This is a genomic window from Aureimonas jatrophae, assembly GCF_900104035.1.
GTDB classification, from domain to species: Bacteria; Pseudomonadota; Alphaproteobacteria; order Rhizobiales; family Rhizobiaceae; genus Aureimonas; species Aureimonas jatrophae.
The window spans coordinates 1-16,739 of record NZ_FNIT01000023.1 but is presented as its reverse complement, the minus strand read 5'-3'; the positions used below and the strand labels follow the sequence as shown (position 1 = coordinate 16,739).

14 protein-coding genes are annotated in these 16,739 nt (G+C 69.0%); 4 read left to right on the top strand and 10 right to left on the bottom strand.

Annotated elements, in window-relative coordinates; translation table 11 throughout:
- On the top strand, positions 1-609 hold a 609-nt coding region (locus BLQ76_RS21495; RefSeq protein ID WP_244519774.1), incomplete at its 5' end, for a methyl-accepting chemotaxis protein.
- On the opposite strand, the gene BLQ76_RS21490 is transcribed toward BLQ76_RS21495, so the two are convergent.
- The 5 genes from BLQ76_RS21490 to BLQ76_RS21470 all read right to left on the bottom strand — a co-directional run bounded on the left by BLQ76_RS21490 (position 606) and on the right by BLQ76_RS21470 (position 5,001).
- Positions 606-1,556, bottom strand: coding sequence for an energy transducer TonB family protein (locus tag BLQ76_RS21490; protein ID WP_090677319.1), 951 nt, complete (start codon positions 1,554-1,556; stop codon positions 606-608). The genes BLQ76_RS21495 and BLQ76_RS21490 overlap by 4 nt on opposite strands.
- The gene (gene exbD / locus BLQ76_RS21485) at positions 1,553-2,014 is read right to left on the bottom strand and encodes a TonB system transport protein ExbD (RefSeq protein WP_090677318.1); all 462 of its coding nucleotides are present in this window, start codon (positions 2,012-2,014) and stop codon (positions 1,553-1,555) included. The genes BLQ76_RS21490 and exbD overlap by 4 nt, the downstream gene beginning before the upstream one ends.
- A gap of 5 nt (positions 2,015-2,019) precedes the next feature.
- On the bottom strand, positions 2,020-3,057 hold the full coding sequence (gene exbB / locus BLQ76_RS21480; RefSeq protein ID WP_090677317.1) for a tonB-system energizer ExbB: 1,038 nt from the start codon (positions 3,055-3,057) through the stop codon (positions 2,020-2,022).
- A 328-nt stretch (positions 3,058-3,385) separates the two neighbouring features.
- A complete protein-coding gene (locus BLQ76_RS21475; protein WP_090677316.1) occupies positions 3,386-4,552 on the bottom strand; it encodes an amidohydrolase in 1,167 nt (388 codons plus the stop codon).
- Positions 4,549-5,001, bottom strand: a complete 453-nt coding sequence (locus BLQ76_RS21470; RefSeq protein ID WP_090677314.1) for a DUF1810 domain-containing protein — start codon at positions 4,999-5,001, stop codon at positions 4,549-4,551. The genes BLQ76_RS21475 and BLQ76_RS21470 overlap by 4 nt, the downstream gene beginning before the upstream one ends.
- Positions 5,002-5,289: 288 nt before the next feature.
- Between BLQ76_RS21470 and BLQ76_RS21465 the strand changes: the two genes are divergently transcribed.
- Entirely contained in the window at positions 5,290-6,552 is a 1,263-nt protein-coding gene (locus tag BLQ76_RS21465; RefSeq protein ID WP_090677312.1) for a porin, read from the top strand.
- 83 nt (positions 6,553-6,635) lie between these two features.
- Here BLQ76_RS21465 and BLQ76_RS21460 read toward each other — a convergent pair whose 3' ends face one another.
- On the bottom strand, positions 6,636-8,822 hold the full coding sequence (locus BLQ76_RS21460; protein ID WP_090677309.1) for a TonB-dependent siderophore receptor: 2,187 nt from the start codon (positions 8,820-8,822) through the stop codon (positions 6,636-6,638).
- Between the two features lie 350 nt (positions 8,823-9,172).
- Between BLQ76_RS21460 and BLQ76_RS21455 the strand changes: the two genes are divergently transcribed.
- The gene (locus tag BLQ76_RS21455; RefSeq protein WP_090677306.1) at positions 9,173-10,225 is read left to right on the top strand and encodes a LacI family DNA-binding transcriptional regulator; all 1,053 of its coding nucleotides are present in this window, start codon (positions 9,173-9,175) and stop codon (positions 10,223-10,225) included.
- Positions 10,226-10,254: 29 nt separating this feature from the next.
- Here the strand turns inward: BLQ76_RS21455 and BLQ76_RS21450 are convergent, their stop codons facing one another.
- Positions 10,255-13,278, bottom strand: a complete 3,024-nt coding sequence (locus tag BLQ76_RS21450; protein WP_090677301.1) for an inositol phosphate phosphatase SopB — start codon at positions 13,276-13,278, stop codon at positions 10,255-10,257.
- A 26-nt stretch (positions 13,279-13,304) separates the two neighbouring features.
- The gene (locus tag BLQ76_RS21445; protein ID WP_090677299.1) at positions 13,305-13,799 is read right to left on the bottom strand and encodes a type III secretion system chaperone; all 495 of its coding nucleotides are present in this window, start codon (positions 13,797-13,799) and stop codon (positions 13,305-13,307) included.
- A gap of 202 nt (positions 13,800-14,001) precedes the next feature.
- Here BLQ76_RS21445 and xylA point away from each other — a divergent pair, with 202 nt between their 5' ends.
- Complete coding sequence (gene xylA / locus BLQ76_RS21440; RefSeq protein WP_090677297.1) at positions 14,002-15,315, top strand: xylose isomerase; 1,314 nt, start codon at positions 14,002-14,004, stop codon at positions 15,313-15,315.
- Here the strand turns inward: xylA and BLQ76_RS21435 are convergent.
- Both BLQ76_RS21435 and BLQ76_RS22625 read right to left on the bottom strand, forming a co-directional pair.
- The gene (locus BLQ76_RS21435) at positions 15,306-15,989 is read right to left on the bottom strand and encodes a uracil-DNA glycosylase (protein WP_090677295.1); all 684 of its coding nucleotides are present in this window, start codon (positions 15,987-15,989) and stop codon (positions 15,306-15,308) included. The genes xylA and BLQ76_RS21435 overlap by 10 nt on opposite strands.
- Positions 15,990-16,040: 51 nt before the next feature.
- Positions 16,041-16,739, bottom strand: a 699-nt coding sequence (locus tag BLQ76_RS22625) for a methyl-accepting chemotaxis protein (RefSeq protein WP_244519773.1), incomplete at its 5' end; no start/stop codon positions are given.

Genomic DNA, 16,739 nt, shown 5'->3' with positions numbered 1-16,739 from the left:
GCCCAGAAGATCTCGGTGATCCAGGAGATCGCCCGCCAGACCGACCTTCTGGCCTTGAACGCGGCGATCGAGGCGGCGCGCGCGGGCTCGCACGGCAAGGGCTTTGCGGTGGTGGCGAGCGAGGTGCGAAAGCTGGCCGAGCGCAGCCAGGGGGCGGCGGCCGAGATCGGGCTCCTGTCGGCCGAGACGCTGCGCGCGTCCGAGCTGGCGGGCGAGCGCCTCGAGCAACTTGTGCCCGACATCCGGCGCACGGCGGAGCTGGTGTCGGAGATCACGGCGGCGTGCCGCGAGCAGTCGGTGGGCATCGAGCAGATCAACCAGGCCATCGTCCAGCTCGACCAGGTCACGCAGGCCAACGCCGGCGCCGCCAGCGAGATGGCCGCGACCGCCGAACAGTTGTCGGCGGAAGCGCAGCGGCTCAACGATCGCACGAGCTTCTTCCGGCTCGTGGCCGCGAACGGGATGCCCGCTGCGCGTCCCTCGGCGCCGGCGCCGGTCAGCGAGCCGGTCGCGGCACACACCGTCGCGGCGTTGCCTGCCGGGCGTCGACCCGCAAGCGGTCTCGCGCTCGAACTCGGCGACGACCGGTTCGAGCGCCTGAGCGCCTAGTTGAAGCGGATCGGCACCGTGACCGATACGGGGTTGCCGGATGGCGACCCCGGATAGGGCGCGGCGCGCCGTACAAGGGCGAGGGCGGCCTCGTCCAGAACCGCTCCGCCCGAACGGGAGACGCGAGCTCCGCCGACGCTTCCCGAACCGTCGATCGTGAACGTGACGACCACGGTTCCCTCGCTTCCCCCGCGCGGTGTCCGCTTGTACCGGTTCAGGCGCGCCTGGATCCGGCTTTGCCAGCGCTCGCGGCTCGCCGCCGATACCGGGGCGCCCTGTGAGGCCTGTCGCTCCGGAGCGCCGCGTGAAGCCACCGAGGCCGGCGGTTGCGGCGCTTGGCGCCGGGGCGTCTGCCGAGCCGGCGTCTCGCGGCGCTCGCGCCGCTCCACCCGCTCGGGCGGCGGTCGGGAGCGCTCGACCCGGCGCTCCGGCTCGGGGCGGGGCGGAGCGGGCCGCACGGTCGGCAACGGCACGTTGCCGGGAACGGGGGCGATCTCCTCGGCGACCGGGATTTCGGGTGGTGGTTCCTCGACCACGGGCTCGGGCGGCAAGGGCTCGGGCAGCGGCTCCACGACGGGCTCCGGCGGAACCTCTGGTGGGACAGGTTCCGGCAATGGCTCGATGACCGGCTCCGGCTCCGGCTCGGGTGGCGGGGGCTCCGGTATCGGCTCGGCCACGGGCTCCGGCGGAGGCGGCTCGGATACGGGTTCGGGCAGCGTCGCTTCCGGCGGGGGCGGCGCTTCGGCCGACTCCGCCGGCGGGGCCAGATCGATCAGGATCGCCGCCTCCGGCGCCCCCTGCGGCGGCGCATCGAGCGGCGCAGGATTCAAGAGCGCATAGGCGGCGGCACCATGAAGCGCGAGCACGAGCGAACCCGCCACGCCCCATCGCAACAGCATCGGCCACGAGCCGTGCTCGGCTTCGAACCGTCCCTCGAAGGTCGTCATGGGGCGGGCGCGGCGCCCGACTGGACGCCCGGTGTCGGCGCCGCCTCAATGCCCACCAGGGCGATCTTCAGGTAGCCGGCCGAACGCAGCGCGTTCATGGTCTCCATCAGGTCGCCGTAGGCCACCGCCTCGTCGGCCCGCAGGTAGACCCGTTCCTCGCGATTGCCGCCGGTTTGCCGGTCGAGCGACGTGGCAAGTGCCTCGGACGCCACGGTTTCCTCGCCCAGCGCCAACGACAGGTCGCGCTTCAGCGTGAGATAGACCGGCTCGCCCTGCCGCTCGGCCGGCGGCGCGTTGGAACTCGGCAGATCCACGGCGACGTCGACCGTCGAAAGCGGGGCGGCCACCATGAAGATGATCAGCAGCACGAGCACCACGTCGATGAACGGCGTGACGTTGATGTCGGACACCTCGCCGAGGTCGTCGTCGCCCTCGCCGGATTTCAGGGACATGCCCATCGCGGCTACTCCGCCGCCTGCAGGCGGCCACGCGCCGCAGGCTCGCGCAGTGCGGCGCTGTCGCGCCGATCGAGCTCGCGCGACAGGTGGCGCATCGCCGTTGCCGTCGCATCGGCCAGGATCGTCCGGTAGCCCGTGATCTGCCGGGCCAGGAGGTTGTAGATCACGACCGCCGGGATCGCCGCCACCAAGCCGATCGCGGTGGCGAGCAGGGCTTCGGCGATGCCCGGCGCGACGACCGCCAGGTTCGTGGTGTTGCTTTCGGAGATGCCGATAAACGAGTTCATGATGCCCCAGACCGTGCCGAACAGGCCGACAAAGGGCGCGGTCGATCCGATCGTCGCCAGGATGCCGGTGCCGCGCGCGATGCGCCGGCCCGCGCGCGCCTCGATGCGCTGCAACGCCACCGCGGCGCGCTCCTTCGTTCCGTCGGCCGACAGGCCTTCCGAGCGGGCCCGCTCCTCTTCGGCGGCCTCGACAAGCGCGCCGACCGGCCCGCGCCATGTGCCGCCCTTCGCTCCCATCGCGTCGCGCAGCGTCACTGCCTTGGCGAGCCGTGCGATGCCGCGCCGGGCGCGGGCGCGGGCTCCCGCCATCTCCAGAAGCTTGGCTAGCGCGATCGTCCAGGTCACCAGCGAGGCGAAGGCGAGGCCGATCATGACGCCCTTCACCACCCAGTCGGCCGCCATGAACATGCCCCACGGCGACAGGTCGTGCGGCAACTCGGTGGCCTCGATCTCCACCGCCTCCGGTGCGCCGGCCGCCGGCACGTCTTGCGGAACGGCCGGTGCGGTCGGGTTTGCTGCGACGCCGGAAGCAATGCTCTCGCTCGTTGCGGGCGCCGGCTGGGGCGAAGAGGTCGAGTCGGCTGCCGGACCCGCCGGCGCCGGCGCCAACGGAGACGGAGCCGCTACACCGGCCGGCGCAGGCGTTTCCGCTGGGACCTCCTGCGCTGCGGCGGGCAGGGTGCCGGCGAGCGCGAGAAGAACGGCGAGACGATGCGCATGACGTCGGATCGGTCGGGCGGGCGGCGTGCGGGGCATCGGTGAACCTCGATGGGCAGCATGGCGACGGGCGTCCGCTGGCGACAGGCATGCCGGCCGGGCGCCTCGCCGGGCGAGGGCGGTACGGCGGCTACGCGTCGGGCGGGACGAGATGGGCTCCCTAGAATTTACATGAGGAACCGAGTCAAGAATTTTCAAGCCGCCGAAGGAAGATTGGAACGGTTCTAAGTCATTCTAAACAGTGGAGAATTCGTCGGAGCGCTCTGCCGAACGGGATCGTGTGGCCCCCTTTCGCCGATCGCGTGCGGCGTCGACATGGGACCGTGCCAGGGGACGGACGCCCTTCGGATCGTCGCCGAGCGGGGCGTCAGCCGGTCAGGCTGCGCATGGCGTGTTCCAGAAGGTCCACGCCGCTTCCGATGAGGGCATCCGGGAAGTCGTAGTCCGGATCGTGCAGAGCCGGATGTGTTGCGCCGGCGCCCAGAAACAGCATGGCCGACCGGGCGTCCGCGCCGAAGCGGCCGAAATCCTCGGACGCGCGCAAGGGCGGTCCGGGATGCCATCGCAAACCCGTGGCTTCGGCCGCTCGGCGCAGGATCGCAGCGGCATCCGCGTGGTTGGTGCAGGCTCGAAAGGTGTCGTGTTCCTCGATGCCCAGTTCCAGCTGGTGACGCTCAGTGAGGTGCCGGGCGAGGGCTTCGACCTCTGCGCGCAGCGCCGCCATCTCGGGATCGCGCAACGTACGAAGCGTGACGAACAGCTCAGCCTCGCCCGGCGCGATGCCGAACGTCGGCTCGCCCAGCCGGGCATGGGTGACCGTGCACATGGCGAACGCGTCGGGCAGCGTTCCGTCGGCGCGGGCGCCGGGTGCGCCCATCGCGTTCAGTCGCGACAGAAGTTCGGCCAGGACCGGTGTCGGCGCCAGCCCCGTTTCCGGGCTGCCGGCATGCGCGGTCCGCCCCTTGAAGCGCAGCCGAAGACCCGCCGAGGCGCAGTTCGCCGGGCCGACCGGCACGATCGCCTCGCCGAGCGGGACGCCCGGCAGGTTGTGAAGCGCGAACGCGTAGTGCGGCGCGATCTGCGAACGATAGCGAGGATCCTCGATCACCGCCGCGGCACCGGCCCCGGTTTCCTCGGCCGGCTGGAAGAGCAGCCAGACCCGGCCGCGCAGAGGCGGTTGGGAACGGAGCCGCCGGGCAAGCCCCATCAGCGTCGCCATGTGGCCATCGTGGCCGCACAGGTGGGCGCGGCCGATGACGCGCGAGCGATGGGCAGCCGATCCCCGCTCCTCGATCGGCAGGGCATCGAGTTCCGCCCGCACCATCACGCACGGACCCGGCTCCGCACCCTCGAACAGGGCGGCGACACCCCAACCGCCGAGCCGATCGATCACCCGTGCTGGCCGTGCGCCGCGAAGGGCGTCTTGGACGCGGGCCGCCGTTTCACGCTCCTCGTCCGAGATCTCGGGCGCGGCATGCAGAAGCCGGCGCCACTGGGCGAGTTCCGTCAGGTCCTGTTCGGACAGGGCGCTCACCGTCGCGCCTCCCGGTTCAGCAGCCGCAGCGTCTCGCCGTCCCGTTCGCCCGCGAAGACGTGATCGAGCGCCTGAGCGAAGACGCGGTTCGGCTCGACCATGTCGAACAGCGTCAGCGACGACCGGAGCTTCAGGTCGTCGGGAAAGCCGAACACGTCGCGGGCCGACCGGTTCGGGAGGTCGGCGACGGCGCGGGCGATCTCGCGCAGTCTGGCGCCGAGAGTCGGATGGGCCAGAAAGGCACGGGCCTCGTCGAGCGACGCGATGGCATAGTGGCGGGCGGTCTCGGAGCGCCCCAGACCCGCGATCTGCGGGAAGACGTACCACATCCAGTGGCTCCTCTTGCGACCGGCGCGGATCTCGAGGAGCGGGCCGGGCCAGATCGGGTCCTGCGCCGCCACGAAGCGTGTCAGGCGGAAGGGATCGTCGGGCGGGTGCGTATTCGGCATGCGGGAGTTACAGACGACCCGCCGCGTCGATGCAAGTCCGAGGCGCACGGCGCCATGTCTGGCTTGCGATCATCTGCTTTGCAACTTGTCGTGTTCGCATCGCCACACGTCGCCGCTTCTCTTTTGCAATGCGGCTTTTTGCGGGCGGAATCGCTTGCGTCAGTTCCGCGTATGCTGTCGCATCGTAAGTATGGCATCCGATCGCCGGCCCCTGTCCTTGCTCGGGCCGGTCCGATGCGTTGCGGCGCCCGGGGGACATGGGCGCTCGAAGTTTCGAGGGGATCTTCCATGACCATCAAGACGTGGCTTCTGGGCTCGGCGGCCTTGCTGTCGACCCTGCCCGGTGCCCGGGCCGCCGATGCCGTGATCGCGCCCGAACCCGAGCCGGTCGACTACGTCCGCGCCTGCGATGTCTACGGCGAGGGCTTCCACTACATTCCGGGAACCGAGAGCTGCTTCTCATTCAACGGCTATGTCCGCTTCGATACGATCGTGGCCGGCAACCCGGCGACGAACCTCGAGGGCGACGAGTACCAGGTCTCGACCGCCGTGCGCTCGCGTTTGAACTTCGATGTGCGCGAGGAGACCGATCTCGGGACGCTGCGCTCCTTCATCCGCCTTCAGAACACCAATCTGTCGGGCTCCGACAACGAAGTCGAGATCGACCAGGCCTTCCTGCAACTCGGCGGCCTGCTCGCCGGCTATCGCGACACGATGTGGTCGTCGGGCATCGGCGACATCGAGGACGGCCTTCTGACCGATACCGATCTCGTGGTCGGTGACTTCAACACCAACCAGATCAACTACACCTTCGCCGCCAGCGGCTTCTCGCTCACCGTCGGCCTGGAAGACGACGGCACCGGCGACGTGGTGCCGGACGTGCACGGCAAGCTCGTGTACCTCGGCGATTGGGGCGGTGCGTACCTGTCGGCGGTGTACGACGAGACCTTCAACTTCGAGGACGCGCGCGACGCGATCGGCACCGATCCGTTCGACTTCAATGGCGTCGAGACCTTTCCGATCTCGCTGCCGGGTCTTCCACGCGTCCTGAACGACGGCAACAACGACGCCTTCGCGCTGAAGGGCGGCGTGTATCTCAAGGACGTTCTGCTGCCCGAGTCGCAGCTGAAGGTGGAAGGCCACTACGCCTTCGACCCAACCGTCTACGCCTCGATCGCAGGTCTGGCGACGACCTCGGCCTTCACGGCCGACAACCCGAACGTCCTGAACCCGACGCCGGGCGCGGTGCCGATCTTCCTGGAGTGGGCAGCCGGCGCCGGCTATGCGCAGGGCATCGGCAAGCTGGGTATCGCGGTCGCCGGCCAGTACGGCAAGACCTTCGACACGCAGTTCTTCGGAGCCTTGCCGAACGGCCAGTTCGGCACCTTCTCGACGACGGGCGACTACTACGCCTTCGTCGGCAACCTCGGCTACAAGTTCACCCCGAACTTCGCCTCGCTAGCCGAGGTCGTCTACCGCAACGTCGACTTCGACCGTATCGGCGACACCGACCAGGTCACCGGCTTCCTGCGCTTCCAGCGCGACTTCTGATCGGAAGCCGCCCACACAGAAAAAAGGCCGCTCCGGTTTTCCAGAGCGGCCTTTTTGTTCGAGCCGAGATAGAGCGTGGGCCGCTACCAGCTGATATGGGCCTTGGCGATCACCTCGCGTCCCTGGCCGTAGCCGCAGTTCAGCAAGCCCTGGCAGCCGGCCACGTAGCGCTTGTCGAAGAGGTTGTTCGCGTTGAGCGAGACGCCCCAGTCGGCCTGCTCGTAGCGGATCGCGGCATCCACCAGCGTCGCGTCCGGAACCTTCCGGGTGTTCTCGTTGTCGGCATAGGACTCGCCGAGGTAGCGAACGCCCAAGCCGAAGGAGACACCCTCCAGCGCGCCGCTGAGAACCGTATAGTCCGCCCAGGCCGAAGCCGTGACCTCGGGGATCAGATAGGGCCGGTTGCCGATCAGGTCGGGATCGACGTCGTCTCGGATCTCGAGGTCGATGTAGCTGAACGAGCCGATCAGCTTCAGCGCATCGGTCACGTTCGCCTTGCCCTCGAATTCGACGCCGCGCGAGCGCACCTCGCCGAGCGGGACCGGAAGGAAGGTGAGGGGATCGCTCTGGACGACGTTGCGGCGCGTCAGGTCGAAGACCGACGCGGTGAACGTGCCGTCGAAGTCGGTGGGCGACCACTTCACGCCGCCCTCGAACTGCTCGCCGTCCTCCGACTCCACGGCCCGGCCATCCCCGGTCGTGCCGATCTGCGGGTTGAAGAAGCTCGCGACGGAGATGTAGGGCGTCACGCCGTTCGCGAACTCAAAGCCGAGGCCAGCCCGGCCGCTCAGCGCCCCCTCGTTCCCGTCGTAGTCGTTGTCGGCCGCGAGCTGGTCGTCGCGATCGATCCAGACGCGATCGTACCGGCCGCTCAGCGTCGTGATCCATCCGCCGCCGAAGCGGATCTGGTCCTGCGCGTAGAAGCCGAGCTGGTTGAGGTCGATCCGCTCGTCGATGTAGGGCGCACCCAGCGGCGGCAGGATGTTGGTGTAGCGCGGGCGGATCGGGTCGATCGCCGATGCCGTGCCGGAGGCCTGTTCCTGGTCGATGCGGTAGAACTTGTAGTCGATGCCGGCGAGGAGGGTGTGGTCGAGCGCGCCCGTGTCGAACAGGAACGTCGCGTTGTTGTCGGTTGTGAGCGAGTCGGCCGCTGTATCGTGCCCGAAGTTCAGCCGCGTCAGGAGCGAGTTGGCATCGACCGCCTCGGCCAGGAAGCTGCCGCCCGTCGCAGGGTCCGTGAAGCCGAACGTGTAGGGGAAGAGCTCCTCGCGCTCGGTGCGCGACACGCGCGTGTTGGAGCGCAACGTCACGCCGCTATCGAGCGTCGTCTCGGCGTCGACACCCGCCAGCATCTGCCGCGACAGGTAGCGGTCGAGGTCGGGCTCGGCCGTGTAGAGCGAGCGCGGGATGCGCCCGAACGGGGCATCCACCACCGTGCCCTCGAAGGGCAGGAAGTTGGTCGAGTGGCGCAGGTTGTCGTACTGGAAGAAGCCATAGACGTCGACGCGCGTCTGGGCATCCGGCTCGTAGCGGAGGCTGGGCGCGATCATGCCGCGGAACGTGTCGGCATAGTCGGTTTGCGTGTCGCCGCCCTGGACGCGTCCGAGGACGCGATAGCTCCAGGGGCTGTCCGGCGAGGCGCGGTCGCCCATGTCGAACGCCGCCCAGCCGTTCGGCTCGTCGCCGATCGCCCCTTCCACATAGCGCAGGCGCTCGCCGGTTGGGCGCTTGGACACGAGGTTGACGACGCCGCCCGGATTGCCGCCGCCGTACAGCGCCGAGGAGGGGCCGCGCAGAACCTCGACCCGCTCCAGGAAGAAGGGGTCGATCGTGTATCCGGCAAACGCGTACTGGTAGAGGTTCAGTCCGTCGAGATAGACGCCGGTCTGGGTGGCCTGAAAGCCGCGCACGAAGAACCAGTCCGTGTCGGAATCGAAGCCGAAGGGCTGCGTGACGATGCCCGGCGTATAGCGAAGCGCATCGGTCACGGTCTGCACCGCCCGATCGTCGAGCTCCTCGCGACCGATCACCGAGATCGACTGCGGGATCGCCTCGACCGCCGTGTTGGTCTTGGCGCCGGTCAGCGTGCGCTTGGCGACGTACCCGTCCACGGGGCCGGTCGCCCCTGCGGTGCCGCCCTCGGCGCCGCCGTCGCCGTCGACCACGACCGTATCGAGCGTGACGCTTTCCACGCCTTGCGCCAGGGCCGGCGCGAGCGTGGCGACGAAGGTGAGCGCCGTGGCGCCGAGAAGGCAGGTATCGAGCCGCATGAGCTGATCGGTCCGCAAGAGAAGGGCATCAGCGTCATGCCACCGTCATTCCTGACTCGCGAGGTCAAGATTGAGGAGTTGCCACAATGCGGCCATATCTGTGACCCGCGCGCCACGGTTTTTAGAACGGTTTCAGGATGTTGGCCCGATCCGACACAGGGCCGCAAAACCCGCCACGGCGGTCGTGACGCCGTCTTCCGCTCGGCCACCTTTGAGGCAAGAATGGTCGCGAGACCGAAACGGGGGTTGGCTGTGCGGCAGGCGGCGGTGATGGGCGGGCGACGGCGATGGTTCGAGGTGAGGGACCGGTCGCCCGTCCGCCACGACCGCTGGCTCGGGCGCGACCGCGCATGAGCGACGCCGACGAAAGGATCGAGCAGCGACCACCGACGCTCAGCGACGTCGCCCAACAGGCCGGGGTCTCGCTCGCCACGGCGGATCGCGTGGTCAACAAGCGTCCCGGCGTTCGGGCCGAAACCATCCGCCGCGTCGAGCAGGCGGTCGCCGACCTCGGCTTCGAGCGCAATCTCGGCGCGGCCCAACTGGCGCGGCGCGTGCGGCACCGCGTGATGGGCCTGCTGCCGGAAGCGGGCGGCAATCCCTTCATGGCACGGCTGCGCCAGGCGCTCGAAGAAGCGTCGCACACCGGCGCCGGCCGGCATCTCGATCTGACGATCCAGGCCGCCGACACGTTCCAGGCCGAACCCCTGGCGGCAGCGATCCTCGAGGCCGGGACCGTGGCCGATGCGATCGTCGCGGTCGGGCTCGACCATCCGGCCGTGCGCGAGGCGATCGATGCCGTGGTCGCGCGTGGGGTCCCCGTGGCGACGCTGGTCTCCGACGTGCCGGGCTCGGCACGGCTGCGCTATGTCGGCATCGACAACCGCGCGGCCGGACGCGTCGCCGCCCATCTTCTCGGTCGCTTCGCGGGCGGGGCGGCGGGCGAGATCCTGGTGGTACTGGGATCGCGCGACCTGCGCGACCACCGCGACCGGCTCGACGGCTTTCGCGAAGCGCTGGCCGAGCGTTTCCCCCTGATCGACGTGACCGGCGTCGTGGAGGGGCAGGACGAGCCGGCCGCGACGCGTCAGGCTGTCGCGCGCATTCTCCAGCGCCAGCCGCGCCCGCTCGCCATCTATAGCGCGGGCGCCGGCAATGCCGGTCTGTGCGAGGCGCTGGCCGAGCGTGACCTGAAGCCCGTGGTGGTCGCGCACGAGCTGACGCCCGAGACCCGGCCGCTTCTCGTGTCCGGTCGCATCGACGCCCTGATCGTGCAGGACCCCGGCCACGAGGCGCGCTCGGCGCTGCGCGTCGTCGAGGCGGCCCTGTCGGGCGCGCGGATCGACGAGCGACAGGAACGCATCCGCGTCGAGATCCTCCTGCCCGACAACCTGCCGGACTAGCGGCGTCTGCTCTCCCGCGAGCCCGTGCCTTACTCCGAGGCGAACTTGCCGAGGCCCGCCAGGAAGCTGCGCACGGCCGCGTCGGGGATGCGCAGCTTCAGGTGCCCGGCCTCCTTGCTGCCCATCAGGCCCGTATTGAGCTGCTGGTTCTCGAATTGGCCGGAGCTGGCCGCGACCACGTAGTAGTTGTCCTGGTCGTCGCCCGCGAGACGCGCATCGGGAACGACGATGCCGCCCATCTCCTCCGTGATCAGCTTGTGCTTGATCTCGACATCCGTCACGCCGCCGCGATCCTTGTCGCTCTTGCATCCCTTCGACATGGTGGCGGCCTGATCGTCGACCTTCATGACGGAAAGCGCTTCTTCGGCCAGCGACTGCAGCGCCAGGATCTCGCGGCTCATCTTGGCGGGATCGCCCCGGCCCCGGCGGAAGTCCTCCGACACGAACAGATCGCGGACGATATTGGTCTGGCGACGCAGGCGCGACGCGAGCTCGACCTGGGCAGGATCGCTCGGGTCGACCCGGCTGTAGATCGATCCGATGAAGCCACCCGGCCGTGCACCCTCGCTGCCGACCCCGGTTTCGCGCGATCCGAGATCACCGATGAAGCGCTCCATGGCGCCGCGGTTATCCTCGTAGACCTTGCCCCAGCCGCTCACGACGTCGAAAGCGCCGCCTGTTCCGGTTGCCAGGCTGTTGATCGCAAAGGAGAAGGCGATCGTGTCGACGCGCGCCGCGACCGCGACGTCGCGGTTCGGATCATCCGGATCCGCGACCAAAACCTCGCGTGCCGCGCCGGCCGCTCCGGTGCTGACGGCCTCGAACGCGCGGAACTGTTCCTTGGTATAGGTCAGCTCCTGATAGTCCGTCATGTCTTTGCGGAAGGCGAGGCCGACGAGCGGACGGGTCACCGTGTACTCGCGGATCGGGGACGGCGTCACGAGGTTCACGCTGACATGCGTCAGAAGGATCGGCTGGACGGGCCCGCCTGCCGCGTCGCGGCGCCGGGCATGAGCCGTTGCCAGAACGCGGTCGTTGGTGGCCAGCGCCGCCTCGATCACCTCCGCGGCGCCACGCTCGTTGGCTTCCTTGCGCAGATCGGCGTCCGCGATGTCCCACATGTCGAGGACACCGTGTCCGATCATCTTCGTGACGTGGCCGGTTCCGTCGGCCCGATGAAGTTCGCTGACCTTGAGGTTGCGAGCGTGATAATGGTTGCCCTTCGTCGCGGAACTGACCCCACCCGGGAGCCGACCCGTCGGCGCGCCGTCCGTGGCGTAGGTCGTGCGGTCGTAGCTACGCTCGAAGCGCGGGCTGATGTTGCGTGCCGGGGTGATCACGCTTTGGTAGGTGCGCGTCACCCCGTTCTTCTGCACGACCATGTCGCGCTGCACCGGCGCCCAGGCCTGGTTTTCGTTGAGGGCCCGACGGCGGGCGTCGCCGACGCTCCGGTCGCCGGTCAGCCGGTCCACCTCGGCGGCGGGAAGACCCGCCTGTTCCAGTTCCGTGCGCAGAGTCTCCAGGATGCGGGACTTGGCCTGGAGCGCCGGGTGTTCGGGACCGGCCGGTCGAAGATTTGTCCGCGTGCCACGTGTTTCGATGACCTCGCGATCGGCGACGCTGACGACCCGCAGTGCGTTCAACCTATTGTGCTCGGCGTTGAGGTTCGGGTCGCGCGGATTACGAGCGAGATCGCGCCGCAACCGCTGGACGTCGCTCTGGCTGACGGTTGCCAGCTCCTCCCATGCATGGCTGATGTTTTGGTCGGTGCGCTCCATCCGGTTCAGGCGCTGCGCGGCGCTCGTCGTCATCTGCGTGGCCACCTGAGCGAGGCGAGCAGCGGCTTGCGGGTTGGACGTTGCGATCGTGTCGCGAACGTCGCGCAGAATATGAGCGCCCGCTTCTGCCCAGAGCCGGTCGCTGTAGGCGATCGCCGCCTCCGAGGACGGGTTGGTTTCCGCCACCTTGTTGACGAAGGCGAGTTTGCCCTTCAGCAACTCCTCCTGGTGGCGCAGGTCGATCACCAGCCCCTCCTGCAGGAGCTTGCCTTCCGTGGTGGCGGGAGGGTTCGGCAGCGCCTCGAGGGCTGCGACCGCATCCTGCATATCGTGAATACGCCCGCTCAGCCGGATGGCCAGATCCTGCCAACCCGCCGAGGTGAACGTCATCTCGCGCAGGATCTCGGCGTTCGAGGAACAGGCGTTGAGAGCCTCGCGCGCGGCGGTACGGAACTCGGCGTTCTCGGCTGGGAGGCCGTCGCTCGTCGCATCCGTTGTGTTCAGGCGGATGCGAACGGCATTGACGACATCCTGCGTGTCGGGCCGGCACACGTCGGAGAGAAGCAGCCCATGAAAGGCTTCGAGACCCGGATGCGATTCCGCAAGTCGACCGGCCGCCCGCTCGTTGTAGAGCTTGACCGTGTTCTGGGCGATCCGCGTGAGATCCGCCGCTCCCAGCGGCCGCGTTCCGTAGAGCGGATCACGCTTCACCTCGTGAAGGAACAACGCCTTGAGATCGGCTGCAGCATGCGTGCGCGGCTCGCCGCCGCCGTCGTGCCGATCCATCGCGTTCAGCATCGTCGCGAGCGAGTGGACACGACCCTCCACGCCGCCGGTTGAGCTGATCAGGCCATTCGTCGCGGTCGAACCGGGCGCGCCGGCGAAGCTCTCGGCTGCCGCATCGGCCTGCCGCATCGCGTAGCTGCGCAGATGCTCGGCCGTGTTCATGATCTGGCGGCACGTCTTGGCGCTCATGGCGTCGGGCTTCGAGGCCCAGTCCGTAGGCAGGCCGTGCGCGGCCGCGGCGCAACGGGCCACGTGCAGACCTTCCGACTTCACTAGGGCGGCGAAGAAGGCCTGCTTGAACTGGATGCTTCCGTGCTGCTGCGCATCGGAGCCGTGGCGCAGCCGGTTCCACACGTGGTCCGTATCGCGAGCGGCCGCCCGCAAGCGGCCAAACAACGACAAGCCCTTGTTCTGAGCCGTCGACTGACCGTCTTCGAGCGTCAGGCGACCACCGGTGGCATGGCGAATGCTGTCGAGCGCGATGGACATGACTGGATTCTCCCGGATTGGTTGGATCAGGCGCGGATGAAGCTTTGCGCGTAGGCGGTGTCGCGTGCCTCGTCCGGCGCATCGATCTCGGCTTCGTGCGCGAGACCGGTGGGGCCGCCGCGATTCGCATCTGCGATCTGCGTCCCCCAATGGGTGGCGACCTCATGGAAGCGCTCGATCCAGCGGACGGCGTCTTCGGTTCTGAGATGCTCCAGCGCCCGCCGATCCGCCAGAAAGACATGGCCCGTCGCGGGTTCGATGCTGAACGTTGCACCCTTGGTGCCCTGCCAGAACAGGTTCGCACCGAGAAGCATCACCGCGATGTCCTCGGTCCGGTCGCCTTCCACGGCGCCGAGGCGCGTGAACAGAACGACCTCGCCCGCTTCGTCCTCGTATTGAAGGTGCAGGTCCACCTCGTCGAAGCGAAGAGCGAGATATCCCTCCTCGTCGGCTTCCAGCGGCGAGACACCGGTCGTCTCGCCGATCGTGCGAACGAAGGTCTGGAATTGGCTGATCGTCATGGGGGCAGTCTCCAGCGCTCGTCGTTCCGATGGTGCGCCGGCAACCTAGCGGGCCGTCGCTCGAACCACTGTCGCGAACGGCACAACCGGACGGGTATGAGCGGAAAAGCGGCGGCGGGATTGCTGCCCGACTATGCTTGAGGTACGTAGCTCACGGGTGCCCGGCGAAGGACCGGCGACCCCGACAGGGAGGCATTGCCGCATGTCCGCCAACAACTTCTTCGGCCTCGCCGAGCCGGTCCGCTTTGCGGGCGAGGGGAGCCACGATCCGCTGGCCTTCCGTTACTACGATCCTCAGCGGCAGGTCATGGGCCGCACCATGGAGGAGCAGCTGCGCTTCGCGGTCTGCTACTGGCACTCGTTCACCTGGCCGGGCGGCGATCCCTTCGGCGGCGCCACCTTCAATCGGCCCTGGATGGAGCCGGGCGACGCGCTGCAGCGGGCCCGCGAGAAGGCCGAGGTCGCCTTCGACCTGTTCCGCCTTCTGGATGCCCCGTTCTTCACGTTCCACGACGTCGACGTCGCACCCGAGGCGGACACGCTTCAGGGGTCGATCGACAATCTGAAGAGCATCACCGATCTCTTCGCCCAGAAGATGGAAGGCTCCAAGGTCCGTCTTCTCTGGGGCACGGCCAACCTCTTCTCGCACCGCCGCTACATGGCGGGCGCGGCGACCAACCCCGACCCGGACGTGTTCGCCTACGCCTGCGGGCAGGTGAAGGCCGCGATCGACGCGACCCATGCCTTGAAGGGCGAGAACTACGTCTGCTGGGGCGGACGCGAGGGCTACGAGACGCTGCTCAACACGGACATGAAGCGCGAGCTCGACCAGCTCGGGCGCTTCCTGTCGATGCTCGTCGACTACAAGCACAAGATCGGCTTCCAGGGTCCGATCCTGATCGAGCCCAAGCCCAAGGAGCCGACCAAGCACCAGTACGACTACGACACGGCGACCGTGTTCGGCTTCCTCCAGAAGTACGACCTGGTCGACGATGTGAAGCTCAACCTCGAGCAGAACCACGCGATCCTGGCCGGTCACTCGTTCGACCACGAGGTCAAGCTCGCCTACGCCAGCGGCTTGTTCGGCTCGCTGGACATCAACCGCGGCGACGACCTTCTGGGTTGGGACACGGACCAGTTCGCGATGAACGTGTCCGAGATGACCCTGGTCTTCCACGAGATGCTGAAGCACGGCGGCTTCACGACGGGCGGCCTCAACTTCGACGCCAAGATCCGTCGCCAGTCGATCGATCCGCAGGATCTCGTGATCGCGCACGTCGCGTCCATGGACGCCTGCGCCCGCGCCCTGCTGGCGGCCGAGCGCATGCTGGCCGACGGCGCGCTGGAGAAGCCCCTGGCCGAGCGCTACGCTGGCTGGGACAGCGCCGAGAACCAGGCCATCCTCAAGGGCGAGCGCTCGCTGGAGCAGGTGGCCGAGCATGGCCGCACGCTCAACCCGCAGCCGCGCTCGGGCGGGCAGGAGCGCCTCGAGGCGGTTCTCAACCGCTACGTCTGAGCCAGGAAACGGGCGGCGCCGAGCCGAAAGGCGGCGGCGCCCCCTTGCGCGGGATGACGGACCGGCACGCGCGGCAGCTCGAGATGGGCGGCCGCGCGTTCCGCGATCCGGCCGACGCACAGGATGCGCCGAACGCCCGCCAACTCGACCAACGCCGCGAGGAGGGGGCGCGCCGCCTCGATCTCCCGCACGCCCGGCGTGCGGTTGCGCCGAGGCTCGCCGAGCGGATGCGGATGGAACGGCACGGCGTTCCAGAACAGCGGCATCGGCGCCGCCTCCAGCGCCCGCCAAATCTCGCGCGCCGTCTGGGTGGACCGGGCCGGTTCGGCGGTGCGGGTCGCGCGCCGCAGCGGTGGGTCGAGACCGAGCCGGCCGGAAAGAAGCGGCAGGGCATATTCGCCGACGAACGGGACGCCGCTCTGGCGCGTGCCGGACCAGGCCGGCGCCTCGCCGAGCCACAGATCGGTCGCCGCGCGCGAGCCGTGCCACGCAAGAACCCGGCGGAGATTGTCGCGCCGGATGCTGGGCGCGTCCGCGTTCTCAACCGTCGGGTCGTGATCGCGGTAGAAGTTGAACAGCCGATCGCTGCCCGGCAGCGCGACGAGGGCGTCCAGAAACGCGTCGACCGCCGCATCGGGTGCGGCGGTCGAAAGGGTCGGCTCCCGCTGGCTCATGGCGGGAAGGCTAGGCGAAGCGGGGCGCTCGTCCAGCTTGAGATGGGGGCTTCAGCGGCTCATCCGCTCGAAGCCGTCGTCCGACAGGTCCAGTGCGAAGCCCTCGTCCTTGGTCGCGGGACGGAAGCGACTGGCGCGGTCCTGCAGGTCGCGAATGCTGCCCTGCGCCGGCGCAGGCTCGGGTGAGGCCACCGGGGCTGCCTTCGCCCGCACCGGCGCCCGGCTCGGCTGCGGGGAACGAGCCGGCTCGGAGGCCGCGGGAGCCGCAACCGTGGCCGGCGCCGCCGCCTCGGCCACCTCGCCGGAGCGGAAGAAGGCCGCGCGCTCCATCAGGCCTGCGGCCTCGCCGGACAGCTCGTCCGAGGTCGCGGCCATTTCGCTGGCGGCGCCGGCGTTGGCCTGCGTGACCTGGTCGAGCTGGACGATGGCCTGGTTGATCTGCTCGATGCCCACCGACTGCTCGCGGCACGCCGCCGTGATCTCCGACACCAGCTCCGCCGTGCGCCGGATATCGGGCACAAGCTGCTCGAGGCGCTCGCCCGCCAGCTCGGACGCGCGCAGCGTCTCGGCCGACAGGAGCCCGATCTCGGCCGCCGCCCCCTGGCTGCGCTCGGCCAGCTTTCGCACCTCGCTCGCCACCACCGCAAAGCCCTTGCCGTGCGAGCCCGCGCGCGCCGCCTCGATCGCCGCGTTCAAGGCCAGAAGGTCGGTCTGGCGGGCGATCTCCTGGATCACCGAGATCTTCTGGGC